Consider the following 23,319-nt stretch of genomic DNA (forward strand, 5'->3'; position numbering starts at 1 on the left):
TTAAAAATCGAGCAGCTTTTCTTCGAGTTGTTCAGCACTGCTTCGCAGTTTATCGAGAAAACGGAGTTTGCGCACAGTGTCTGCCGCCACGTCCCAGGTCTCGTTGTTCAGTTGCTCCACCATCTGCTGATGGCGGGTATCGAACATGCCCTTCACGCGCGTGATGAAGCTTTCCAGACGCGCTTCGTCTTTGGCCTGTTCAATCTCATCCAGCTCTTCGCGCAGCTCCAGCTGCTCCATCAGAAACGCCGTGTCGCGCACGGTGTGCTGTTCGCTCGCCAGATCAAAACCGTGGAGCGAGAGCAGATACTCAGCGCGCGCCAGCGGATGGCGCAACGTCTGCCAGGCCTGGTTGATGGTCGCGGATTGCGACACCGCAGCCAGCTGCTCTGCCTGAGTACCGCTCGCGAATTTGTCCGGATGGTACTGACGCTGCAGATCCTGAAAACGGATCGTCAGCGCCTGGAGATCGATCGGGTATTGAGCGGGTAGTCCGAAGAGAGTGAAGTAATCCATAACAATCTCAGGGGTAGCCTGTTAGAACAAACCCCACGCGTAGCGGGTAACGCCACGGTGGGGTTTCGGATGACGCGCGGTTAAACGTGGAAGCTTTCGCCGCAACCACACTCGTCTTTGACGTTCGGGTTCGTAAATTTGAACCCTTCGTTCAGGCCTTCTTTGACGAAGTCCAGCTGAGTGCCGTTGAGGAATTGCAGGCTTTTGCCATCGACCACCACCTTCACGCCCTTGTCTTCAAACACGATGTCGTCAGACGCCGGCTCGTCAACAAACTCCAGTACGTAAGCCATACCAGAACAGCCGGAGGTACGTACGCCCAGTCGCAGGCCAAAGCCTTTACCACGGTTCGCCAGAAAAGAGCTTACTCGCGCGGCAGCGCTGTCGCTAAGGGTAATCGACATACTCAAACCTCAATTATTTTGCTTCACGTTTGCTTTTGTAATCCGCAATGGCGGCTTTGATCGCGTCTTCTGCCAGAATTGAGCAGTGAATTTTCACCGGTGGCAGTTCGAGTTCTTCAGCAATATCCGTGTTCTTGATTGCCTGTGCTTCGTCCAGAGACTTGCCCTTCACCCATTCGGTGACGAGGGAGCTGGACGCGATAGCAGAACCGCAGCCGTAGGTCTTGAAGCGCGCGTCTTCAATGATACCTTCATTGTTGACTTTAATCTGCAACTTCATTACGTCGCCACACGCTGGCGCACCGACCATGCCGCTACCAACAGATTCGTCGCTGTTGTCAAAAGAGCCAACGTTGCGCGGGTTTTCGTAATGATCGATGACTTTTTCGCTGTATGCCATGATTGAATTCTCCTTATGTACCGATTAGTGATGTGACCATTCAATGCTGTTCAGATCCACGCCCTGCTTGAACATTTCCCACAGTGGAGAAAGGTCGCGCAGACGGCCAATAGAGTTGCGAACCAGCTTGATGGTGTAGTCAATCTCTTCTTCGGTAGTGAAACGACCTAAAGAGAAACGGATAGAGCTGTGTGCCAGCTCGTCAGTCATACCCAGCGCGCGCAGCACGTAGGATGGCTCAAGGCTTGCAGACGTACAGGCAGAACCGGAAGAAACCGCCAGGTCTTTCAGCGCCATGATCAACGACTCGCCTTCAACATAGTTGAAGCTGACGTTGAGGATGTTCGGTGCGCCCTGCTCGAGATCGCCGTTCAGATACACTTCTTCCATATCTTTCACGCCGTCCCACAGACGGTTACGCAGCGTGCGCAGGCGTGCCATCTCGGTTTCCATCTCTTCTTTTGCAATGCGGTAGGCTTCGCCCATGCCCACGATCTGGTGAACAGGCAGCGTACCGGAACGCATGCCGCGCTCGTGACCACCGCCGTGCATCTGTGCTTCGATGCGGATACGCGGTTTACGACGAACGTACAGCGCGCCGATGCCTTTCGGGCCATAGATTTTGTGGCCGGAGAAGGACATCAGGTCAACTTTCAGCTGGCTCAGGTCGATAGGCAGTTTGCCCACGCTCTGGGTCGCGTCCACGTGGTAGATGATACCGCGCGCGCGGCACATTTCGCCGATGGTCGCGATGTCTTGTACCACGCCGATTTCGTTGTTGACGTGCATGATGGAGACCAGAATGGTGTCATCACGCATGGCCGCTTCGAGCTCTTTCAGATCGATAATGCCGTTGCTCTGTGGCGCCAGATAGGTGACTTCGTACCCTTCACGCTCCAGCTGGCGGCAGGTGTCCAGCACGGCTTTGTGTTCGGTTTTGCTGGTGATAATGTGCTTGCCTTTTTTCTGATAAAAGTTGGCTGCACCTTTGATCGCCAGGTTGTCGGATTCGGTCGCACCGGAGGTGAAAACAATCTCACGCGGGTCGGCACCCACCAGGTCAGCAATCTGATTACGGGCGATATCAACCGCCTCTTCAGCATGCCAGCCAAAACGGTGTGAACGGGAAGCTGGGTTACCAAAGTTTCCGTCCAGGGTCAGACACTGCATCATTTTCTCGGCAACACGCGGGTCCACCGGCGTGGTTGCGGAGTAATCGAGATAAATCGGTAATTTCATTGCTCTTTAAACTCCGTACATCGCTTCAATGCAAGGAATCAGGCAACCGGCTGGATGTACGACCGAGTACACGGGGCGAGTCTACGCCCCGGCCTGATTCTGAAATACTTATCGTTTTATTACGCGCGTAATTTGACGTCGATAGCGTCCTGCGCGCGGGTGCTGCGTTGGGAATCATGGCTGTGCTGACGGCCCGAAACATCCAGAACTTCCTGGTTATTCACCAGCTCCCCGAGGGTGATGTTGTTCAGGAAGCCGGTCAGACGGTCGCTCAGATCGCGCCACAGCGCGTGGGTCAGGCATTTATCGCCGCCCTGGCAGCCGCCTTTACCCTGGCAACGGGTCGCGTCAACGGATTCGTCAACGGCGCTGATCACTTCGCCAACTGCAATACTGCCCGCGTCTTTACCCAGCAGATAACCGCCGCCTGGGCCACGAACGCTGGAAACCAGTCCATTTTTACGCAGTCTGGAGAACAGCTGTTCCAGATAAGAGAGGGAGATCCCTTGTCGTTCAGAAATATCAGCCAACGGAACCGGGCCCGCTTCGGAGTTGAGCGCAACGTCCAGCATCGCGGTCACGGCATAACGCCCTTTAGATGTCAGTCTCATGTCTTACTTAACCTCAAACTCGCCCCTGCCCGGGGTTTTTTATTGTAAAATGGGGTATTGCATAGCAGGGCCAAGTCTGACATTCCTGACTAAAATGGTCAACTATTTACTTGACTGTTTTAGTCAGGTATTTAACCTTCTGTGCCGTTTTTTGTCGGGTGGCGCTTCGCTTACCCGACCAGCGGTTTTGTAGGCCGGATAAGCGAAGCGCCACCCGGCGAACAGACGACACTACTCTTTATTTTTCTGCTCAATCGACGCCAGGATCCCGCGCAGGATGTTCAGCTCCTGGCTTTCCGGACGCGCGCGGGTGAACAGACGGCGCAGCTTGTTCATCACCTGACCCGGGTGGCCTTCGCGGATAAAGCCGGTCGAGAGCAGCGTCTGCTCCAGGTGACCGTAGAAACGCTCAAGGTCGTCCACCAGCGGGTAAGCCGTCTCTTCTTTAGGCTCAACCTCTTTTTCCTGCGTTGCCAGCCACGCCATACGCACTTCATAGGCGATAACCTGCACCGCCATCGCCAGGTTCAGCGAGCTGTACTCCGGGTTTGCCGCAATCGCCACGTGATAATGACACTTCTGCAGCTCGTCGTTGGTCAGGCCAACGCGCTCGCGGCCGAACACCAGCGCAACCGGTGCTTGTTCAGCCTCAGAGACACTTTTCAGGCCGCATTCACGCGGATCGAGCATTGGCCACGGCAGCGTGCGCGAACGCGCGCTGGTACCGACAACGAGGCTGCAGCCGGCCAGCGCTTCGTCAAGGGTATCGACGATCTGGGCGTTGCCGATCACGTCGCTGGCTCCGGCCGCCAGGGCGATGGCCTGCGAGTCTGGCTTCACCAGCGGGTTAACCAGCCACAGGTTCGTTAAGCCCATGGTTTTCATAGCGCGGGCAACGGAGCCCATGTTGCCGGTGTGCGATGTTTCGACCAGCACGATTCGAATGTTTTGCAGCATAATTTTTAATGTCTGGATTCAGTGTCTGAAGAATATTCGGGCATATTATCATAAACGGGAGACATAATCCGATCCCGCTGCTATACTCTGCGCCGATTTTCCTGTTCTTTAACATCCAGTGAGAGAGACCGATGCATCCGATGCTGACCATCGCCGTGCGCGCAGCGCGCAAGGCGGGTAATGTAATTGCCAAACACTACGAAACGCCAGACTCCGTAGAAACCAGCCAGAAAGGCAGCAATGATTTCGTGACGAACGTCGATAAAGCCGCAGAAGCGATTATTATCGAAACGATCCGCAAATCTTACCCACAGCACACCATCATCACCGAAGAAAGCGGTGAACATGAAGGTACCGATCAGGATGTTCAATGGGTTATCGATCCACTGGATGGCACCACCAACTTCGTCAAACGCCTGCCACACTTCTCTGTGTCTATCGCCGTACGCATTAAAGGCCGTACTGAAGTCGCCGTTGTGTACGATCCAATGCGTAACGAACTGTTCACCGCGACCCGCGGTCAGGGCGCACAGCTGAACGGCTACCGTCTGCGCTGCAGCAACGCACGCGATCTGGACGGCACCATCCTGGCGACCGGTTTCCCGTTCAAGGCGAAACAGCACGCGACCACCTATATGAATATCCTCGGCAAACTGTTCACCGAATGCGCCGACTTCCGTCGCACCGGTTCTGCTGCGCTGGATCTGGCCTACGTTGCCACCGGCCGCGTTGACGGTTACTTCGAACTCTCACTGAAGCCATGGGATTTTGCAGCGGGCGAGCTGATCGCGCGTGAAGCAGGCGCCATTGTTTGCGACTTCACCGGCGGCCATAACTATATGTCTACCGGCAACATTGTTGCGGGTAACCCACGCGTTGTTAAAGCCATGCTGGCCAACATGCGTGATGAACTGAGCGATGCGCTGAAGCGTTAATCCAGTTTGTTAAGCCCGGTGGCGCTACGCTTACCGGGCCTACAAAATCCCTCAGTACGCTAGAAAGGCCGCAATCCCCTTCCCACCGGCACCGCGCTCATCCACATCGTCACCGCCGCCACCAGCAGAATCACTCCCCCCGCCAGCGCAAGCGTTGTCCACCCTATCTGTCGCCACAGCACCGGCGTTTTACTGCCGCTGAGTTTGACCGCCAGCTGACGGAAGCTGTGAACCAGCAGCGCTAAAGACGAAATGGTGAGAGAGGTTCCAGCCGCCATCGACAGCGCGGACAGCATGCCCCAGCCGAACACGCCGATGACCTTACTGAACAGCAGCACCATAATGGCACCCGAGCACGGGCGCATCCCCATCGAGAGAATAATCATCAGCCGGGCGCGCCAGTCGTCGCCGTTCTGTAATTGTTCCTGCGTGGGCAGATGCTGATGACCGCAGCCGCAGTGTTCATCATGAACGTGGTGCGGCGTAAAGGATTTGAACGTGGGCTTTTTCAGCAGCGCGCGCAGTTTTTTCAGCGCCCGCCAGCAGAGGATCAGCCCCAGCACGCCCACCAGCGCATAGCTGCCCTTCTCCAGCCAGAAGCTGCTCATGTGCAGCTGGCGCGCCGGAAGCTGTAACAGCGAAAGCACCACCACGACCAGCGCAATCGCCACGCCGCCCTGAAGCAGCGAAGAGGCCAGCGTCAGGCCGATGCTCGATTTCAGCTTAGACGGATGGGTGGCAAGCCAGGTGGTGATGACGACTTTGCCGTGCCCCGGCCCCAGCGCGTGCAGAACGCCATAGACAAAACTGAACGCCAGCAGCGAGCCGCCCGCTTTGGCCGGGTTCTCGGCCACCGCCTTCAGCAGTCCGCTCATCTGCTGGTTGACCTCACGCTGCCAGATAATGCTTTTCATCATCACCTGCGGCCAGGCCTGCCACAGCCACAGCGCCCCACAAACCGCGAACAGCAAAAAGAGCGCCAGCGGCCAGAGGTGTAGCCAGCGGCGAGACTTCCGAACTGGAGAGGAGATCACTGACATTGTAACGTCACCTCCTGCGCGAACTGTTTACCCAGCTCCATGTCCTCAGGCGGGGCATCTGCTTTATCCAGCGAGATCGCAAAGTTCAGCGTCTCTTCGCTGGGTTTCGGGGTGTGTACGCCAATTTTGCAGCTTTTTTGCAGCGCGTCCGGCAGCCGTACGTCGCTGTCTTTGTCATAGCGCATGTCGACATAGTAGGTAGGGTCAAAAGTGGAAAAGCGGTACGTTTGCCCGGCCAGCGGCTGAGGATGCGCCAGCGGAAGCACGAACGTCAGCACCGCCTGATGCCCGTCACGCATCATCCCGTATTCCGTTGGACGGTTCTGAAATTTGACCTTTTGTCCGTTATGCCAGAATTCGGTGAAGTAGTGCTGGCCGAGCACGTTGGCCATTACTTCCGCCGCCAGCTTTTTCCAGATGTCGTCGCCGGGCTTCGCGTTTCCCGCATCATAGAGCAGGTCAGCCGAGGTGATTTCGTCCATCGTCCAGCGCATTTTCAGGCCGCTCAGCTGCGTGCCGTCGGTGACCAGCTCGGTCTGGAGGCCAATAAAACTGTGAGGGTGGGCGCTGGCGGTGAAGGTGATAACCGCCAAAAATAACGCCATCGCACTTTGTTTAACTGTTTGCATCAATTCCTCACGTCAAAAATTCTGTGATGTTCCCCTGCAATCCTGAGTGAAAGGCCTGCCGGCGCGCTTTTCAGCGCTCATCCTTTAGCTATTCTTATCAAACATTCACACTGGATACCCGACAGATGATGACGACGCTTGAAATTCCATCTGTGCTTTCCAGTTCGCAGCGCCGCTGCCAGGTGCTTTTGATGCTTTACCTGCCCGATGCTGCCGTCACCGCACAGAGCATAATCGCTGCCAACGGCGTGGACGACGCGATGGCACGGCAAGATATAGCCGAGACGCGCGATGAAATCCAGCGCTATCACCGGCTGGATATCGTCACGCACCACGACGGCTGCTACCGGATTGAAGGCACAGCCCTGAATCAGCGTTTATGCCTGCTGCACTGGCTGCGCCGGGCGCTGCGGCTTTGTCCGCAGTTTGTCTCGCACCAGTTTACCCCCGCATTAAAAACCGCGCTTAAACAACTCGGCATCGCGCGCCCGCTTTACGACGATGCGAACCTGCGGGCGCTGATCGGCTTCTGCTCACGCAAGCTGCAGCGCCAGTTTGAATGCCGCGATGTGCAGTTTTTACAGCTCTATCTGCAATATTGTCTTATTCAGCACCAGCTCGGGAATACGCCGCAGTTTTCGCATGCCCAGCGCAGCTGGACCCAGTCGCGGGGAGAGTATTTTACGGCGCAGGAGATTGTCCGCCACTGGAAGCGGCGCGTGCCACAGGGCGCGCACGTGGATGAACAGCTGTTTCTGGCGCTGCTGTTTATGATGCTCCGCACGCCCGATCCGGTGCTCGATAAGCACCAGCAGGATCAGCGTCTACGCCGGGCCATCGTGCGCATGGTGGCCCGTTTTCGCTCGCAGACCGGAATGAACTTCAGCGATGAGCAGGGGCTGACCGATCAGCTGTATATCCATCTGGCTCAGGCGCTGGACCGTTCGCTGTTTGAGATCGGCATCGACAACAGCCTGCCGGAGGAGATCCATCGCCTTTATCCCCGGCTGTTACGCACCACGAAAGAGGCGCTGTTTGAGCTGGAGGCAGAATTCGGGCTGCGTTTTTCCGACGAAGAGATGAGCCTGGTGGCGGTAATTTTCGGTGCCTGGCTGATGCAGGAGACCGATCTGCATGAAAAACAGGTGATCCTGCTGACGGGAGACGATAAAGCCAGTGAGGAGCAGATCGAACAGCAGCTTCGCGAGCTGACGCTGCTGCCGCTCAACATACGCTACCTGACGCTGCAGGCCTTTCAGAAAGAGGGGGCGCCGCGCGAAGCCGCGCTGGTTATCACCCCCTACCCGACGGCCCTGCCGCTGTTCTCGCCGCCGCTGATCCATGCCGTTGAGACACTGAACGCGCAGCAGCAAGAACATATTCGCGCCATGCTGGAATCATAGCGACGCGCGGGCGGCCACTTTAGGTCGAACAACAATGGCGGGCAAGGCAACGAGCGCCATCACCCAGAAGACGCCGTGCCCCAGATGCTGATAGAGGAACCCCGCAAACACCGTCATGATCGCGATACTGCCCCCCATTGCCACTGCCGAATAGACGGCCTGCAGGCGAATCACGTCCCCGCCCTCGCGCGCAGCGATATAGCGCATGGCCGCCAGATGGCACACGGTAAAGGTGCCGCAGTGAAGAATTTGCGCCACAATCAGCCACGGCAGATCGGTCGTCCAGCCCATAATCCCCCAGCGCGCCACGCCGCACACGGCGGAAAGCAGCAGCAGGTCACGCGCGCCAAAGCGACGGAACAGTTTTTTGCTCAGGGCAAAGATAATGACTTCGGCCACCACGCCCAGCGACCACAGATAGCCCACGGCGGAAGCGGAATATCCTGCCCCCTGCCAGTAGATGGCGCTGAAACCGTAGTACGCCGCATGTGCCCCCTGAAGGAGGCATACGCACGCCAGAAAACGCCAGCTCTGTGCGACCAGACTCCGCCAGGCGGGCCAGCCTGCGCTCTCCTGATGGCGGCTTTCCCCCTGCGGCATCACCGACGGTCGCAGCAACATACCCAGCAGCATTGAGGCAATACCGATGCTCAGCAGGGCAAGAATGGCGCGGTAATCGTAAAGGCTGACCAGTTTGCCCACCAGCGCCGAGCCAATCACAAAGGCGATAGAGCCCCACAGGCGCACGCGACCGTAGTCCATGGTGATCTGTTTCTGCCAGGTGTTCGCCAGGGCATCCGTCAGCGGCACCAGCGGTGAGAAGAACAGGTTAAAGCCGACCATCACCACCATCAGCCAGGCAAACTGGTGGCTGACCCAGAAACAGGCCACAAAGACCAGGGTCAGCAGAGCCAGAATGCGTACAGCCTTGATCAGTAAGGAGGGATCGCTGACGCGCGGGGCGATCAGCAGGCTGCCGAGGAAACGCGCCACCAGCCCGGCCCCCAGCAGGACGCCGATGGTCTCGGGCGTGAGGCCGATACCCTTAAGCCAGACGCTCCAGAAAGGCAGAAAAATGCCGTAGCTAAAGAAATAGGTGAAATAACTGAGCGCCAGCCAGCGCGTGGAATGCAAGACCATGAATCCCTCCCGAAATCGAGGCCATAGTCTGGCGAGAATATAAAAATTAAGCAAGTAGATAGCCTGCTATAAATTAACGAAAAATTAACATCTTGTGCAGTCGTCTGGCTTATGGCAGGGAATGAAAATGTGTATTACGTTTAAATTACTCCACTTGCAGAGGTATTTCTGCCATGAACTCACTACGTTATCTCGATTTTGGTCAGTCGCGTCATCTGCTGCTGCTCATTGGCCGCATCGCGCTTGTCGTGCTGTTTATTATCTTTGGTTACCCGAAACTGACGGGGTTTAGCGGTACCGTACAATATATGACCTCGCTGGGTACGCCGATGCCCATGCTCGCGGCCATTATTGCGGTGGTGATGGAAGTGCCTGCCGCTATTCTGATCGTACTGGGCTTTTTCACCCGTCCTCTCGCGGTTCTCTTTGTCTTCTATACGCTGGGCACGGCGATTATCGGTCACCACTACTGGGATATGACCGGTGATGCAGTCGTACCGAATATGATTAACTTCTACAAAAACGTCAGTATTGCTGGCGCCTTTATTTTGCTGGCGATTGTGGGGCCAGGCGCCATCTCCCTTGACCGGCGTTAAGCCATAAAAAAAGGCCGCATGCGCGGCCTTTTTTATTTCTGCAGGGCAGAGGAATTATGCGTATACCGGGAAGCGCGCGCAGATATCCAGAACTTTACCCTTAACGCGCTCGATAACCGCTTCGTCATTGATGTTGTCCAGAACGTCACACATCCAGCCAGCCAGCTCTTTCACTTCCGCTTCTTTGAAGCCGCGGCGAGTCACGGCCGGAGAACCGATACGGATACCGGAGGTCACGAACGGGCTCTTCGGATCGTTTGGCACGCTGTTTTTGTTCACGGTGATGTTGGCGCGGCCCAGGGCAGCGTCAGCTTCTTTACCGGTCAGGTTCTTATCAACCAGATCCAGCAGGAACAGGTGGTTTTCAGTCCCGCCGGATACCACTTTGTAGCCACGGTTCAGGAACACTTCCACCATCGCTTTGGCGTTCTTAGCAACCTGCTGCTGGTAAACCTTGAACTCTGGCTCCATCGCTTCTTTCAGCGCGACCGCTTTTGCCGCGATAACGTGCATCAGCGGGCCGCCCTGCGCGCTTGGGAACACCGCGGAGTTCAGTTTTTTGTACAGCTCTTCGTCACCGCCCTTCGCCAGGATCAGGCCACCGCGTGGACCCGCCAGGGTTTTGTGGGTGGTGGTGGTCACAACGTGCGCATGCGGAACCGGGTTAGGGTAAACGCCAGCGGCAATCAGACCGGCAACGTGCGCCATGTCGACGAACAGGTACGCACCGATGCTGTCAGCGATTTCACGCATTTTTGCCCAGTCAACGATACCGGAGTAAGCAGAGAAGCCACCGATGATCATCTTCGGCTTGTGCTCTTTAGCCTGCTTCGCCATGTCTTCGTAGTCAATTTTACCGGACTCATCAATACCGTAAGGGATGATGTTGTACAGTTTGCCGGAGAAGTTAACCGGGGAGCCGTGAGTCAGGTGGCCGCCCTGCGCCAGGTTCATACCCAGAACGGTATCGCCCGGCTGCAGCAGCGCGGTGTAGACCGCGAAGTTAGCCTGGGAGCCAGAGTGCGGCTGGACGTTTGCATAGTCAGCGCCAAAAAGTTCTTTCGCACGATCGATAGCCAACTGCTCAACGATATCAACGTACTCGCAACCGCCGTAATAGCGTTTGCCCGGGTAACCTTCAGCGTATTTGTTGGTCAGCTGAGAACCCTGCGCCTGCATCACGCGCGGGCTGGTGTAGTTCTCGGAGGCGATCAGTTCGATGTGCTCTTCCTGACGTACTTTTTCCTGCTCCATAGCCTGCCACAGTTCGGCATCATAATCGGCAATGTTCATTTCACGCTTTAACATCCGCATCTCCTGACTCAGCTAACAAGTAAATTTTGGCCTGAAAAGGCAGTCCTGTTGGACGACGGGCAACAGTATAACTGATTAGTTCTGTGATAACAGGTCTTGACAAACGATTTTACGCAAACGTTTTCCTACCCGCCACGCAAGGGTTTGAGGAATAAAGCGCTCGCCCTTTCCAGCGGATTTCTTTTCAGGTTTGTGATGCATATTTTTCATCTTGCAAAGAACCATTTACAACGCAGGGGTATTTTTTATAAGATGCATTTAAAATACATCATTTAAATAACATCAGAAGGACGCGCTCATGCTCGACGCTCAAACCATCGCTACCGTAAAAGCCACTATTCCCCTGCTGGTGGAAACCGGCCCTAAACTCACCGCCCATTTCTACGATCGCATGTTCACGCACAACCCGGAGCTCAAAGAGATTTTCAACATGAGCAACCAGCGTAACGGCGATCAGCGTGAAGCGCTGTTCAACGCCATCGCGGCTTACGCCAGCAATATTGAAAACCTGGCTACGCTGCTGCCCGCGGTGGAAAAAATCGCGCAGAAACATACCAGCTTCCAGATCCAACCCGAGCAGTACAACATCGTCGGCACTCACCTGCTGGCGACGCTGGACGAAATGTTCAGCCCGGGTCAGGAGGTGCTGGACGCGTGGGGTAAAGCCTACGGGGTGCTGGCAAACGTGTTTATCAACCGTGAAGCACAGATTTACAGCGAAAACGCCAGCAAGAACGGCGGCTGGGAAGGCACCCGCGCATTCCGCATCGTTGAGAAAACGCCGCGCAGCGCGTTAATCACCAGCTTCGAGTTTGAGCCGGTGGACGGTAAACCGGTGGCCGATTACCAGCCAGGACAGTATCTGGGCGTGTGGCTGAAGCCTGAAGGTTTCCCGCATCAGGAGATCCGCCAGTATTCTCTTACCCGCAAGCCAAACGGCAAAGCCTACCGCATTGCGGTGAAGCGTGAGGACGGCGGTCAGGTTTCCAACTGGCTGCACAACGAAGCTAACGTGGGCGACGTGGTCAATCTGGCCGCGCCAGCGGGCGACTTCTTCATGGCCGTTGAAGCAAATACCCCGGTCACGCTGATCTCTGCGGGTGTCGGCCAGACGCCAATGCTGGCGATGCTCGATACGCTGGCAAAATCACACCACGGTGCGCAGGTTAACTGGTTCCATGCCGCCGAAAACGGCGACGTGCACGCCTTTGCGGATGAGGTGAAAACGCTCGGAGCCTCCCTGCCGCGTTTCACCGCGCATACCTGGTATCGTCTGCCGACGGAAGCGGATCGCGCTGCCGCGCAATTTGACAGCGAAGGGTTGATGGATTTACGCCAGCATGAAGGTGCGTTCAGTGCACCGGAGATGCAGTTCTACGTCTGTGGACCGGTGGCGTTTATGCAGTATGCCGCGAAGCAGCTGGTTGAGCTGGGCGTGAACAAAGACAACATTCATTACGAATGTTTCGGGCCGCATAAGGTGCTGTAATGCAAAAAGCCCCTCGTTTGAGGGGCTTTTTTTCGTCGGGTGGCGGCTGCGCCTTACCCGGCCTGGAAAATGTTTAAATCGCGGCGTCGTCTTCTTCGCCGGTACGGATACGGATCACGCGCGCCACGTCAAAGACGAAGATTTTACCATCGCCAATCTTGCCGGTCTGCGCCGTGCGGATAATGGTGTCCACACAGGTATCGACGATATCGTCGCTGACCACGATTTCAATTTTCACTTTCGGCAGAAAGTCCACCATGTACTCTGCGCCACGGTATAGCTCGGTGTGGCCTTTCTGACGACCAAAACCTTTCACTTCCGTCACGGTCATCCCGGTGATGCCGACTTCCGCCAGCGCTTCACGCACATCATCCAGTTTGAAAGGTTTAATAATCGCATCAATCTTTTTCATGGTGGGTCCTTAAACTCTTGCCTGTAAGCTGCTTCGTAATCGGTTGCTCACAGTACCATACGGCATTACTCTTTAAAATCGTTTGCTTCCAGCTCATGGCGTGACAGCAGTTTATAAAACTCGGTGCGGTTGCGTCCGGCCATGCGCGCCGCGTGGGTCACGTTGCCTTTGGTGATCTGCAATAGCTTGCGCAGATAGTTCAGCTCGAACTGGTTACGCGCTTCGGCAAACGTCGGCAACGCCGTGTTTTCCCCTTCCAGCGCCTGCTCCACCAGCGCGTCGCTGATGACCGGTGAGGAGGTCAGCGCCACGCACTGCTCAATCACGTTGACCAGCTGACGGACGTTACCCGGCCAGCTTGCGGCCATCAGCCGCTTCATCGCATCGGTGGAAAACGCGCGCACGAACGGTTTATGGCGATCGGCCGCCTGTCGCAAAAGATGGTTCGCCAGCAGCGGGATGTCTTCCGCACGTTCGGCCAGCGCCGGGATCTTCAGGTTGACCACGTTCAGGCGGTAGTAGAGATCTTCGCGGAACTCGTTGCGGGCCATCACTTTTGGCAGATCGCGGTGGGTAGCGGAGATAATTCGCACGTTAATATCGATATCGCGGTTGCTGCCCAGCGGGCGCACTTTGCGCTCCTGCAGCACGCGCAGCAGCTTGACCTGCAGCGGCGCGGGCATGTCGCCAATTTCGTCCAGGAACAGCGTGCCGCCTTCCGCCGCCTGGAATAGCCCTTCACGGCTGCTTACCGCGCCGGTGAATGCGCCGCGGGCATGACCAAACAGTTCGGATTCAAGCAGCTGCTCCGGGAGCGCGCCACAGTTAATCGCAATAAAGGCGTTCTTGCTGCGCGGGCTGGCGTTATGAATTGCCTGCGCGAGGATCTCTTTCCCGGTTCCGCTCTGGCCGTTGATGAGCACGCTGACGTCCGACTGCGCCACCATCCTCGCCTGTTCCAGCAGGCGCAGCATCACGGGGCTGCGCGTGACGATAGATTCCCGCCAGGCTTCATCCCCCGCCGGAGCGGCATGTTCCAGCGCGCTGTCGATAGCCTTATACAGTGCGTCTTTGTCCACCGGCTTGGTCAGGAAGCTGAACACCCCCTGCTGCGTCGCGGCAACCGCATCCGGGATCGACCCGTGCGCGGTCAGGATAATCACGGGCATACCCGGCTGCTGCTTCTGGATTTCCGCGAACAGCTGCAGGCCGTCCATTTCATCCATCCGCAGGTCGCTTATCACCAGATCGATTTTCTCGCGGCTGAGAATTTTCAGCCCCTCCAGCCCGCTTTCCGCGGTCACGACGCTGTAGCCTTCACTCACCAGACGCATTCCCAGCAGCTTTAACAGCCCGGGATCGTCATCCACCAGTAAGAGATGGGCTGGTTTACGGCTCGTCATGCTTCACATCCTCTTGTTTCGGCGTATCGCTGTCCGGCGCAGCGGATGAACTCCCCGGCTGATATTTACGCGACGAGAGCTGTCTTTCGATATCGGTCAGGTTCTCCAGCTTGCGCGTCGTGGTATCCAGCTGGGTACGTAAATGTTGCTGCTGTTGACGCAGCGTATCCAGCTCGCTGTCGGTTGACTGTTGCAGCTTGCTGTAGCGGGAGCGCTCTTCAGAAAGCTGAAGCTGTAGCGTCTGTCCCTCGCGCCAGAGCTGGTATACCGGGCGGATCTGTACCGGAAGATTGACCACAAACGTGTCCAGTCGGGTCACGTTGGTGCGGCGTTCGACGGGAGTGATTTTCGCATCCGCCAGCAAAATCCCACGCTTGAACGCGTCCTGCCAGGTATCATCATCCAGCATCGCCGCTTTCGCGCGGGCATCAACCGGCGCCAGACGCTGGGCGCAATCTATCCCGCGCAGCCAGAACAGCGGGTTACTTTCGACGTCATGGCCTGAGAGGTTCCAGATGTCGTCACAGCGGGTTGAGAGGAAATCAGCCAGCTGGTTATCGGGCCATTTATCTTCTTGTTTATCGCTAATCGCACTTTGCGGCACATGGGAAACACACCCTGCCAGAAATAAACAGGGCAGGCTCAGGCGAAGCGTGCTGCGGGAAAACACCGCGCGTACGGCGCGGGAAAAGACGTGTGACATACTCACCAGACATAGATTCATTTTATTGATTTTTCCGGCTCAGGGGCAGTTCAATACGGAAGCAAACATCCGAGCGTTCGTCCGTGGCGATGTTAAGCTCACCCTGCATGCGTCGTATGCAGTCCCGGGCGATGCTTAAGCCCAGACCACTGCCTTTCACCGCACCTTTCCGCTGATGACTCCCCTGGAAAAAGGGCTCGAAGATCATGGTTTTTTCGTCATCGGGGATCGGGGTGCCGGTGTTAGCGACGTCTATAAACACCCGGGAACCCTTCGTATAGCTTCGGATATAAATGTTACCGGATTCAGTACCATAGTGCACCGCATTGGAATAAAGATTATCCAGCACGCTCATTAGCAGCATGGGTTCAGCAAGACAGGTCGGCGCATTCAGCTCTACACCGGTATGCATCATTTTAGCTCTTGCTGGCAGGCTATGGGCGGAGATCACCATATCCACCAGCGGTTCAATGTCGACGTTTTCCAGCACGACCGCCCCGTCAGCCAGCTTGCGGTTGTAATCCAGCAGCTGCTCAATCAGCTTCTGCAGATTGCGGCTGCTGTTATCCAGGATCTCGACAATTTCTTGCTGTTCAGGCGTAAGCGGCCCAGCCACTTCGTCCGCCAGCAGCTCCGTCCCTTCGCGCATGCTGGCCAGCGGCGTTTTAAGCTCATGGGAGATATGGCGCAGGAACTGATGACGCTGTGATTCAAGCCACGCCAGGCGCTCGGACAGCCAGATAATACGCTGACCGACGGAACGCAATTCGCGGGGACCTTTAAAAGCGACCGTATCCCCGAGCGATTTCCCCTCCCCCAGGCGGTTGATCATCCGCTGGATACCCTTCACCGGGCCGATGATCATGCGGGTAAAGAGCAGCACCAGCCCGAGGCTCACGAGGAACAGCACCAGCGCCTGCCAGCCGAAGAACTGGCCGCGCTCGGCAATCTCCTGCTGAAGCTGCTGGCCGCGAGAGAAAATTACCGTGCGGGTTGACTGCACCATCTCGGTATTGGCGTTGGCGAAGGCTTCCAGGCGCGCGGCGGCGGCGGCATCGGGTCCACTGTTGTGGCACTGCAGCTGCGCAAGATCGTTCAGATCCTGACGTAACGCCTGATACAGCTTGTCGTCAGGCAATACGCCGGCGTGGGCGTCCAGCATTTCGCTGTAGCGCTTGCGCTGACTCTGGTACACCTTCTCCAGCGTACGATCGTCAAGCACGCAGTACTGACGATAGCTACGCTCCATCTCAAGCGCGGCGTTGGTCATGGCTTCACTGCGTCTGGCGTCAATAAGCGTCGTGCGGTTCGTCAGTGCCGCCTGGGCACTCAACGCGTTCAGGCTTTGCCAGGCCTGCCAGGCAAGGATCAGCAACGGCAGCAGGATCAGCAGGAAGGCCATCATCACGAGCTGTCGCAGGGAACGGGGAAAAACGGGCCAGCGTTTCAACGCATTACTCTCTTAATGGGGATATACGCAGAGCGTAACTGAGTCTGCCCTTCAGATACAACAAAGCCGGGTAAAAACCCGGCTTTGTCATGGAATGAGGCGGTGCCTAACTCGACGTTTCGCCCTGGCCTGATAAAGCATCGCTATGATCAGTAGTTGGACGGCAGGCACCTTTTTGTGCGTCATTCGAAGTTTATGTAGCGCGTCCCGAAGGGGCTGACATAAGAAGGTGAATGAGCCACTGGTTAATATTATGCAACACCCATGCCAAAATGCAAAACAAAATATTAACACATTGAAATATATGATTTTTACTCGTTTAACCGGTTCATTATCGGTTGAATGATTTCCAGCTAAGTGTCGCTGTTCAGCAACACCTTAACGGGAACCTTTCCTGTCACATATAAATCAATAGGTTAAATGTCTCCTTTTGGAGACACTCAAACCAAAGGGTTGTCGCGATTTTGCGACAGAGACAAAAAAGCCCGGTGGCGCTCGCGCCTACCGGGCCTACAGTCAGGATGCTGAAACTTAACCCAGCTGCTTACGGGCGTTGCGGAAGATGCGCATCCACGGGCTGTCCTCGCCCCAGTTTTCCGGGTGCCAGGAGTTGCTCACGGTGCGGAACACGCGTTCCGGATGCGGCATCATGATGGTGGCACGACCGCTTTCGCTGGTCACCGCCGTAATACCGTTGACGGAACCGTTCGGGTTAGCCGGATAGGTTTCTGTTACCTTGCCGAAGTTATCGACAAAGCGCAGCGCTACCAGACCTTTGCTCTCCAGCTGAGCCAGATGCGCAGCATCACGCACCTCTACCTGACCTTCACCGTGGGAAACGGCGATTGGCATCTGTGAACCGACCATACCCTGCAGCAGCAGAGACGGGCTCTGGGTCACTTCCACCAGGCTGAAGCGTGCTTCGAAGCGGTCAGACTGGTTACGCACAAAGCGCGGCCAGGCTTCGCTGCCCGGGATCAGCTCGCGCAGGTTAGACATCATCTGGCAGCCGTTACACACGCCCAGCGCCAGCGTCTGCGGACGGTGGAAGAAGGTTTCGAACTCGTCGCGCACGCGGCTGTTGAACAGAATGGACTTCGCCCAGCCTTCGCCCGCGCCCAGCACGTCGCCGTAGGAGAAGCCGCCGCACGCCACCAGCGCCTGGAAATCTTCCAGACCGGTACGTCCGGCCAGCAGATCGCTCATGTGGACGTCGATAGCGTCAAAGCCCGCGCGGTGGAAGGCAGCCGCCATCTCAACGTGGGAGTTAACGCCCTGCTCGCGCAGCACGGCCACTTTCGGACGCGCGCCGGTCGCAATGTACGGCGCGGCGATGTCTTCGTTGATGTCGAAGGAGAGCTTCACGTTCAGGCCTGGATCCTGATCATTGGCCTTCGCGTTGTGCTCCTGATCGGCACATTCCGGGTTATCACGCAGGCGCTGCATCTGCCAGGTGGTTTCCGCCCACCACATGCGCAGCGTGGTGCGGCTTTCGCTGAACACGGCGTGACCGTCAGCTTCAATGACGAAGCGGTCGCCCTGAACGGCTTTACCCAGATAGTGCACGCAGTCAGCCAGGCCATGCTGCGCCAGAATCGCTTCAACCGCATCGCGATCCGCCGCACGCACCTGAATCACGGCGCCCAGCTCTTCGTTGAACAGCGCCGCCAGACGGTCTTCGCCAAGCGTCGCGATGTTCGCTTCCACGCCACAGTGGCCGGTGAAGGCCATCTCTGCCAGGGTCACCAGCAGGCCGCCGTCGGAACGGTCGTGGTAGGCCAGCAGCTTACGCTGCGCCACCAGCGCCTGAATCGCGTCGTAGAAGCCTTTCAGCTGCGCCACGTCGCGCACGTCGGCTGGCTTATCGCCGAGCTGACGGTAAACCTGCGCCAGCGCGGTAGCGCCCAGCGCGTTGTGGCCTTTACCCAGGTCAATCAGCAGCAGGGCGTTGTCTTCGGTCGCCAGCTGCGGCGTAACGGTGTGACGCACGTCTTCCACGCGGGCAAACGCGGTGATGACCAGCGACAGCGGAGAGGTCATCTCGCGCTGCTCGCTGCCTTCCTGCCAGCGGGTTTTCATCGACATGGAGTCTTTGCCCACCGGAATGGTCAGGCCGAGGGCAGGACACAGCTCCTCGCCCACCGCTTTCACGGCTTCATACAGGCCCGCGTCTTCGCCAGGGTGGCCGGCAGCGGCCATCCAGTTGGCGGAAAGCTTAATACGTTTGATATCGCCAATCTGCGTCGCGGCGATGTTGGTCAGCGCTTCACCGACGGCCAGACGGGCAGAGGCCGCGAAGTCCAGCAGCGCGACCGGGGTGCGTTCACCCAGCGCCATCGCTTCGCCGTAGTAGCTGTCGAGGCTCGCGGTGGTCACGGCGCAGTTCGCCACCGGGATCTGCCACGGGCCGACCATCTGGTCACGGGATACCATACCGGTCACGGTACGGTCGCCGATGGTCACCAGGAAGGTTTTCTCCGCCACAGCTGGCAGGTGCAGCACGCGATTGACGGCTTCAGCCACGGTAATGCCCTGGCGATCCAGCGCTTTGCCCGCCGCTTTACGGGTCTGCACGTCGCGGGTCATCTTCGGCGTTTTACCGAGCAGGACGTCGAGCGGCAGATCGATCGGCTGGTTGTCGAAATGGGTGTCGCTCAGAGTCAGGTGCTGCTCTTCGGTCGCTTCACCGATGACGGCATACGGCGCGCGCTCGCGGCGGCACAGCTCGTCAAACAGCGGCAGCTGATCCGCCGCAACAGCCAGCACGTAGCGCTCCTGGGATTCGTTACACCAGATCTCCAGCGGGCTCATGCCAGGCTCATCGCTCAGGATGTCGCGCAGGTTGAAACGGCCACCGCGGCCGCCGTCGCTCACCAGTTCCGGCATGGCGTTGGACAGACCGCCCGCGCCCACGTCGTGGATAAAGAGGATCGGGTTAGCATCGCCCAGCTGCCAGCAGCGGTCGATCACTTCCTGGCAGCGACGCTCCATCTCCGGGTTGTCACGCTGCACGGACGCGAAGTCGAGATCCGCATCAGACTGGCCGGAGGCCATCGAAGAGGCCGCGCCGCCGCCCAGACCGATATTCATCGCCGGGCCGCCGAGCACGATCAGCTTCGCGCCGACGACGATCTCGCCTTTCTGCACGTGATCGGCACGGATGTTGCCGATCCCGCCCGCCAGCATGATCGGTTTGTGGTAGCCGCGCAGCTCTTCGCCGTTGTGGCTGTCCACTTTCTCTTCATAGGTACGGAAGTAACCGTTCAGCGCCGGACGACCAAATTCGTTGTTAAACGCCGCGCCGCCCAGCGGGCCTTCGGTCATGATATCCAGCGCGGTCACAATGCGCTCTGGCTTGCCGAAATCTTCTTCCCACGGCTGTTCAAAGCCCGGGATACGCAGGTTGGAGACGGAGAAACCGACCAGACCCGCTTTTGGTTTTGCACCACGACCGGTCGCCCCTTCGTCACGGATTTCACCGCCGGAGCCGGTCGCCGCACCCGGCCACGGGGAGATCGCCGTCGGGTGGTTGTGGGTTTCCACTTTCATCAGTATATGCGCGGGCTCCTGATGGAAGTCATAGCGCCCTGCTTCGCGATCGGCGAAGAAGCGGCCCACCTCAGAACCTTCCATCACCGCGGCGTTGTCTTTATAGGCAGACAGCACGTGGTCAGGCGTTTGCTCCATGGTGTTTTTGATCATTTTGAACAGCGACTTTGGCTGCTGTTCGCCGTCAATAATCCAGTCGGCATTGAAAATCTTGTGGCGGCAGTGCTCCGAGTTCGCCTGCGCGAACATGTAGAGTTCAATGTCGTTCGGGTTACGGTTGAGCTTAACGAACGCATCCTGCAGGTAGTCGATTTCGTCTTCTGCCAGCGCCAGGCCGAGACGCAGGTTGGCGTCAATCAGCGCCTGACGGCCCTGTCCCAGCAGGTCCACGCTCTGTACCGGCGCAGGCTGATGGTGGGAGAAAAGCTTCTGCGCGTCATCAAGAGAGGCAAATACGCTCTCCATCATGCGGTCGTGCAGTTCAGCCGCAACCGCCTGCCACTGCGCGTCGCTCAGGGTAGAGGCTTCCACGTAGTACGCCACGCCGCGCTCCAGACGGTTAATCTGGCTCAGGCCACAGTTGTGGGCGATGTCGGTGGCTTTGGAAGACCAGGGGGAGATGGTGCCCGGACGCGGCGTCGCAAGGATCAGTTTGCCGGTTGGCGTATGGCTGCTGAGGCTTGGGCCATACTTGAGCAGGCGTTCCAGCTGTACGCGCTCCTCTGCATTCAGGGGGGCATTCAGGTCAGCAAAATGGACATACTCAGCGTAAATATTGCTTACCGGAAGGTCGGCCGCCTGAAAACGTGCCAGCAGTTTGGTAATACGGAAGGCAGACAGTGCAGGCGAACCACGCAGAATTTCCATCATAAGTCTCTCGTCTTCGAAGCGCCGGGGCGCTTTCAGTGTGCGCAAGGGGGGAAAACGGGCGTCATTATAGAGAATCCTGAGCGCCGACGAAACCGTTTGCGTCGAAATAAAATTGGCAAAGAGATTTAACAATAGATGTGACCTGTCTCTCTAATTGGTTGCCAAGTGGCGCAAGTTTACGCAAAATGCCGCTCATTCAATGGCAAACCTTATTGTTAACATGGCTACAGCAGACTGAGGCAACCGGCGTCGCAGAGAATTAACTAATTGAAAAAATTAAAGATTAATTATCTGCTCATCGGCATTGTAACGTTGCTGTTGGCAGTGGCCCTCTGGCCTTCCATCCCCTGGATCGGCAAAGCCGAAAACCGTATCGCCGCCATTCAGGAGCGGGGGGAATTGCGCGTCAGTACCCTCAACTCTCCGCTGATTTACAGCGACATCAACGGCAAAATCATTGGACTGGATTATGAACTGGCACAGCAGTTCGCCGATTACCTTGGCGTAAAGCTGAAAATCACCGTCCGCCAGAATATCAACCAGCTGTTTGACGACCTCGATAACGACGATGCCGATATGCTGGCCGCCGGGCTGGTGTATAACAGCGAGCGCAGCAAAAACTATCAGCCAGGCCCGACCTACTACTCCGTTTCGCAGCAGCTGGTTTACCGCGTCGGGAGCCTGCGCCCGCGCTCGCTGGCGTCGATTAACGATCGGCAGCTGACGATTGCCCCCGGTCACGTGGTAATTGACGATCTGCGCGAGCTCAAGGAGAAGAAATATCCGGACCTGAGCTGGACGGTGGATGCGAAACTCGGCACGACGGAGCTGCTGGAGCAGGTAAAAGATCAGAAAATCCCCTACACCATCGCCGATTCGGTCGCGATCAGCCTGTTCCAGCGCGTGCATCCTGAAATCGCCGTGGCGCTGGACGTCACCGACGAGCAGCCTGTGACCTGGTTTACTCAGCTCGATGACGATCAGACCCTCTCTGCCGCGATGCTCGATTTCTTCAACACCATGAATGAAGACGGTACGCTGGCGCGCCTGGAGGAGAAGTACCTCGGGCATGGTGATGACTTTGACTACGTTGACACCCGCAGCTTCCTGCGTGCGGTAGACAGCGTCCTGCCGGACCTGCAGCCGCTGTTCGAAAAATACGCCCAGGAAATTGACTGGAAACTGCTGGCGGCTATTTCGTATCAGGAATCCCACTGGGATACCCAGGCCACGTCTCCGACTGGCGTACGTGGTTTGATGATGTTAACTAAAAATACCGCGCTGAGCCTCGGCGTCAATGACCGTACCGATGCGGAACAGAGCATCAGCGGCGGCGCGCGCTACCTGCAGGATATGATGGCCAAAGTCCCGGAAACGGTGCCGGAAGAGGAGCGGATCTGGTTCGCGCTGGCGGCCTACAATATGGGCTATGCGCATATGCTGGATGCGCGAGCGCTGACGGCCAAAACGAAAGGCAACCCGGACAGCTGGTCAGACGTAAAACAGCGCCTGCCGCTGCTGAGCCAGAAGCCATGGTATAACAAGCTGACGTACGGCTACGCGCGCGGGCATGAAGCCTACGCCTACGTGGAAAATATCCGTAAATATCAGATTAGCCTGGTCGGGTATCTGCTGGAGAAAGAGAAAGAGGCGACAGAGGCCAAACGGCTGGCCCAAAGCTACCCTGTCGTGGCGCCGGACGAGCTTAACCGTCCGTCGGCTTCAATTCTGCCTTTTGCTGCTTTTTCTGCTGACGGCGCATTCGAAAGAAATCGCTTAATAGCCCCGAACACTCTGGTGCAAGCACCCCGCCGATAGTCTTTACCTGGTGGTTCATCCCCGGGTGACCCAGCACGTCCATCAGCGAACCGGCCGCGCCGGTTTTTTCATCCCGCGCACCGAAGACCAGAGTCCCGATCCGGCTGTGCACCATCGCCCCGGAGCACATCACGCACGGCTCCAGCGTCACATACAGCGTGGTATCAAGCAGGCGATAGTTTTGCAGCACCAGACCGCCCTGACGAAGCGCCATGATTTCGGCGTGCGCCGTCGGATCGTGGCGGCCAATGGGACGGTTCCACCCTTCACCAATCACCTGGTTATTATGGACCAGCACGGCGCCCACGGGCACTTCGCCCTCGTCCCAGGCACGCTGAGCGAGCGTTAGCGCGTGGCGCATCCAGTATTCATGTGAGAATTCAGGGTTGGACAACGGTTGATACTCCAGTCGAAAAGCGGGCGGCATTATACACACCCCTT

At 57.3% G+C, this 23,319-nt stretch carries 21 protein-coding genes; 5 read left to right on the forward strand and 16 right to left on the reverse strand.

All coding sequences use genetic code 11. From position 1 onward, the window contains the following. The 6 genes from hscB to trmJ form a co-directional block, all read right to left on the reverse strand. On the reverse strand, positions 1 to 516 hold the full coding sequence (gene hscB / locus ACEPLT_RS16735) for a co-chaperone HscB (protein WP_008502155.1): 516 nt from the start codon (positions 514 to 516) through the stop codon (positions 1 to 3). A gap of 80 nt (positions 517 to 596) precedes the next feature. Next, positions 597 to 920: an iron-sulfur cluster assembly protein IscA gene (gene iscA / locus ACEPLT_RS16740; RefSeq protein WP_008502156.1), complete on the reverse strand. Its 324-nt coding sequence runs from the start codon at positions 918 to 920 to the stop codon at positions 597 to 599. A 13-nt stretch (positions 921 to 933) separates the two neighbouring features. Then, the gene (gene iscU, locus ACEPLT_RS16745) at positions 934 to 1,320 is read right to left on the reverse strand and encodes a Fe-S cluster assembly scaffold IscU (RefSeq protein WP_003860661.1); all 387 of its coding nucleotides are present in this window, start codon (positions 1,318 to 1,320) and stop codon (positions 934 to 936) included. A gap of 24 nt (positions 1,321 to 1,344) precedes the next feature. Further along, entirely contained in the window at positions 1,345 to 2,559 is a 1,215-nt protein-coding gene (gene iscS / locus ACEPLT_RS16750; RefSeq protein WP_008502157.1) for a cysteine desulfurase, read from the reverse strand. A gap of 119 nt (positions 2,560 to 2,678) precedes the next feature. Then, positions 2,679 to 3,170 (reverse strand): Fe-S cluster assembly transcriptional regulator IscR, encoded by a 492-nt coding sequence (iscR, locus tag ACEPLT_RS16755; RefSeq protein ID WP_008502158.1) that lies wholly within the window; start codon positions 3,168 to 3,170, stop codon positions 2,679 to 2,681. A gap of 231 nt (positions 3,171 to 3,401) precedes the next feature. After that, positions 3,402 to 4,127, reverse strand: coding sequence for a tRNA (cytosine(32)/uridine(32)-2'-O)-methyltransferase TrmJ (gene trmJ / locus ACEPLT_RS16760; protein WP_008502159.1), 726 nt, complete (start codon positions 4,125 to 4,127; stop codon positions 3,402 to 3,404). A gap of 131 nt (positions 4,128 to 4,258) precedes the next feature. Here trmJ and suhB point away from each other — a divergent pair, with 131 nt between their 5' ends. Further along, on the forward strand, positions 4,259 to 5,062 hold the full coding sequence (gene suhB / locus ACEPLT_RS16765; protein WP_003860668.1) for an inositol-1-monophosphatase: 804 nt from the start codon (positions 4,259 to 4,261) through the stop codon (positions 5,060 to 5,062). A gap of 59 nt (positions 5,063 to 5,121) precedes the next feature. Here suhB and ACEPLT_RS16770 read toward each other — a convergent pair whose 3' ends face one another. Together ACEPLT_RS16770 and ACEPLT_RS16775 are read right to left on the reverse strand one after the other, a co-directional pair. Continuing rightward, positions 5,122 to 6,102 (reverse strand): nickel/cobalt transporter, encoded by a 981-nt coding sequence (locus tag ACEPLT_RS16770; protein ID WP_232928984.1) that lies wholly within the window; start codon positions 6,100 to 6,102, stop codon positions 5,122 to 5,124. Continuing rightward, positions 6,093 to 6,731 (reverse strand): DUF1007 family protein, encoded by a 639-nt coding sequence (locus ACEPLT_RS16775; protein WP_126289470.1) that lies wholly within the window; start codon positions 6,729 to 6,731, stop codon positions 6,093 to 6,095. The genes ACEPLT_RS16770 and ACEPLT_RS16775 overlap by 10 nt, the downstream gene beginning before the upstream one ends. Positions 6,732 to 6,856: 125 nt before the next feature. On the opposite strand from ACEPLT_RS16775, the gene csiE reads away from it, so the two are divergent. Continuing rightward, positions 6,857 to 8,134 (forward strand): stationary phase inducible protein CsiE, encoded by a 1,278-nt coding sequence (gene csiE / locus ACEPLT_RS16780; RefSeq protein WP_008502162.1) that lies wholly within the window; start codon positions 6,857 to 6,859, stop codon positions 8,132 to 8,134. On the opposite strand, the gene ACEPLT_RS16785 is transcribed toward csiE, so the two are convergent. Beyond that, positions 8,129 to 9,274, reverse strand: coding sequence for a 3-phenylpropionate MFS transporter (locus tag ACEPLT_RS16785; protein WP_008502163.1), 1,146 nt, complete (start codon positions 9,272 to 9,274; stop codon positions 8,129 to 8,131). The two genes, csiE and ACEPLT_RS16785, sit on opposite strands and share 6 nt — an antisense overlap. A gap of 173 nt (positions 9,275 to 9,447) precedes the next feature. On the opposite strand from ACEPLT_RS16785, the gene ACEPLT_RS16790 reads away from it, so the two are divergent. Beyond that, positions 9,448 to 9,870 carry a DoxX family protein gene (locus ACEPLT_RS16790; RefSeq protein ID WP_023615984.1) on the forward strand — a complete coding sequence of 141 codons (423 nt, stop codon included), beginning with the start codon at positions 9,448 to 9,450 and terminating at the stop codon, positions 9,868 to 9,870. Between the two features lie 54 nt (positions 9,871 to 9,924). On the opposite strand, the gene glyA is transcribed toward ACEPLT_RS16790, so the two are convergent. Continuing rightward, positions 9,925 to 11,178 carry a serine hydroxymethyltransferase gene (gene glyA, locus ACEPLT_RS16795; RefSeq protein ID WP_008502165.1) on the reverse strand — a complete coding sequence of 418 codons (1,254 nt, stop codon included), beginning with the start codon at positions 11,176 to 11,178 and terminating at the stop codon, positions 9,925 to 9,927. 304 nt (positions 11,179 to 11,482) lie between these two features. Between glyA and hmpA the strand changes: the two genes are divergently transcribed. Beyond that, complete coding sequence (gene hmpA / locus ACEPLT_RS16800) at positions 11,483 to 12,673, forward strand: NO-inducible flavohemoprotein (protein WP_023325880.1); 1,191 nt, start codon at positions 11,483 to 11,485, stop codon at positions 12,671 to 12,673. A 73-nt stretch (positions 12,674 to 12,746) separates the two neighbouring features. Here hmpA and glnB read toward each other — a convergent pair whose 3' ends face one another. The 5 genes from glnB to purL all read right to left on the reverse strand — a co-directional run bounded on the left by glnB (position 12,747) and on the right by purL (position 21,060). Further along, positions 12,747 to 13,085: a nitrogen regulatory protein P-II gene (glnB, locus tag ACEPLT_RS16805; RefSeq protein WP_003860685.1), complete on the reverse strand. Its 339-nt coding sequence runs from the start codon at positions 13,083 to 13,085 to the stop codon at positions 12,747 to 12,749. Positions 13,086 to 13,150: 65 nt separating this feature from the next. After that, complete coding sequence (gene glrR / locus ACEPLT_RS16810; protein ID WP_021241871.1) at positions 13,151 to 14,488, reverse strand: two-component system response regulator GlrR; 1,338 nt, start codon at positions 14,486 to 14,488, stop codon at positions 13,151 to 13,153. Then, positions 14,475 to 15,212, reverse strand: a complete 738-nt coding sequence (qseG, locus tag ACEPLT_RS16815; protein WP_045335340.1) for a two-component system QseEF-associated lipoprotein QseG — start codon at positions 15,210 to 15,212, stop codon at positions 14,475 to 14,477. Before qseG ends, glrR begins: the two co-directional genes overlap by 14 nt. Position 15,213: 1 nt before the next feature. Then, positions 15,214 to 16,641, reverse strand: a complete 1,428-nt coding sequence (qseE, locus tag ACEPLT_RS16820) for a two component system sensor histidine kinase QseE/GlrK (RefSeq protein ID WP_025912831.1) — start codon at positions 16,639 to 16,641, stop codon at positions 15,214 to 15,216. A gap of 531 nt (positions 16,642 to 17,172) precedes the next feature. Further along, positions 17,173 to 21,060: a phosphoribosylformylglycinamidine synthase gene (gene purL / locus ACEPLT_RS16825; protein ID WP_135345418.1), complete on the reverse strand. Its 3,888-nt coding sequence runs from the start codon at positions 21,058 to 21,060 to the stop codon at positions 17,173 to 17,175. Positions 21,061 to 21,327: 267 nt separating this feature from the next. On the opposite strand from purL, the gene mltF reads away from it, so the two are divergent. Further along, positions 21,328 to 22,878 (forward strand): membrane-bound lytic murein transglycosylase MltF, encoded by a 1,551-nt coding sequence (mltF, locus tag ACEPLT_RS16830; RefSeq protein ID WP_214573787.1) that lies wholly within the window; start codon positions 21,328 to 21,330, stop codon positions 22,876 to 22,878. Here the strand turns inward: mltF and tadA are convergent. Beyond that, entirely contained in the window at positions 22,766 to 23,305 is a 540-nt protein-coding gene (tadA, locus tag ACEPLT_RS16835; RefSeq protein ID WP_008502172.1) for a tRNA adenosine(34) deaminase TadA, read from the reverse strand. The genes mltF and tadA overlap by 113 nt on opposite strands. Positions 23,306 to 23,319: the final 14 nt, after the last annotated feature.

The organism is Enterobacter sp. fkY84-1 (genome assembly GCF_052974705.1).

Coding starts and splice junctions, on each gene's coding strand:
- ACEPLT_RS16775 (WP_126289470.1), bottom strand. CDS start 6,731: ATGCAAACAGTTAAACAAAGTGCGATGGCGTTATTTTTGGCGGTTATC.
- ACEPLT_RS16770 (WP_232928984.1), bottom strand. CDS start 6,102: ATGTCAGTGATCTCCTCTCCAGTTCGGAAGTCTCGCCGCTGGCTACAC.
- suhB (WP_003860668.1), top strand. CDS start 4,259: ATGCATCCGATGCTGACCATCGCCGTGCGCGCAGCGCGCAAGGCGGGT.
- iscU (WP_003860661.1), bottom strand. CDS start 1,320: ATGGCATACAGCGAAAAAGTCATCGATCATTACGAAAACCCGCGCAAC.
- ACEPLT_RS16790 (WP_023615984.1), top strand. CDS start 9,448: ATGAACTCACTACGTTATCTCGATTTTGGTCAGTCGCGTCATCTGCTG.
- csiE (WP_008502162.1), top strand. CDS start 6,857: ATGATGACGACGCTTGAAATTCCATCTGTGCTTTCCAGTTCGCAGCGC.
- hmpA (WP_023325880.1), top strand. CDS start 11,483: ATGCTCGACGCTCAAACCATCGCTACCGTAAAAGCCACTATTCCCCTG.
- iscA (WP_008502156.1), bottom strand. CDS start 920: ATGTCGATTACCCTTAGCGACAGCGCTGCCGCGCGAGTAAGCTCTTTT.
- tadA (WP_008502172.1), bottom strand. CDS start 23,305: ATGCCGCCCGCTTTTCGACTGGAGTATCAACCGTTGTCCAACCCTGAA.
- qseG (WP_045335340.1), bottom strand. CDS start 15,212: ATGAATCTATGTCTGGTGAGTATGTCACACGTCTTTTCCCGCGCCGTA.
- glyA (WP_008502165.1), bottom strand. CDS start 11,178: ATGTTAAAGCGTGAAATGAACATTGCCGATTATGATGCCGAACTGTGG.
- glrR (WP_021241871.1), bottom strand. CDS start 14,488: ATGACGAGCCGTAAACCAGCCCATCTCTTACTGGTGGATGACGATCCC.
- glnB (WP_003860685.1), bottom strand. CDS start 13,085: ATGAAAAAGATTGATGCGATTATTAAACCTTTCAAACTGGATGATGTG.
- iscR (WP_008502158.1), bottom strand. CDS start 3,170: ATGAGACTGACATCTAAAGGGCGTTATGCCGTGACCGCGATGCTGGAC.
- hscB (WP_008502155.1), bottom strand. CDS start 516: ATGGATTACTTCACTCTCTTCGGACTACCCGCTCAATACCCGATCGAT.
- iscS (WP_008502157.1), bottom strand. CDS start 2,559: ATGAAATTACCGATTTATCTCGATTACTCCGCAACCACGCCGGTGGAC.
- ACEPLT_RS16785 (WP_008502163.1), bottom strand. CDS start 9,274: ATGGTCTTGCATTCCACGCGCTGGCTGGCGCTCAGTTATTTCACCTAT.
- purL (WP_135345418.1), bottom strand. CDS start 21,060: ATGATGGAAATTCTGCGTGGTTCGCCTGCACTGTCTGCCTTCCGTATT.
- trmJ (WP_008502159.1), bottom strand. CDS start 4,127: ATGCTGCAAAACATTCGAATCGTGCTGGTCGAAACATCGCACACCGGC.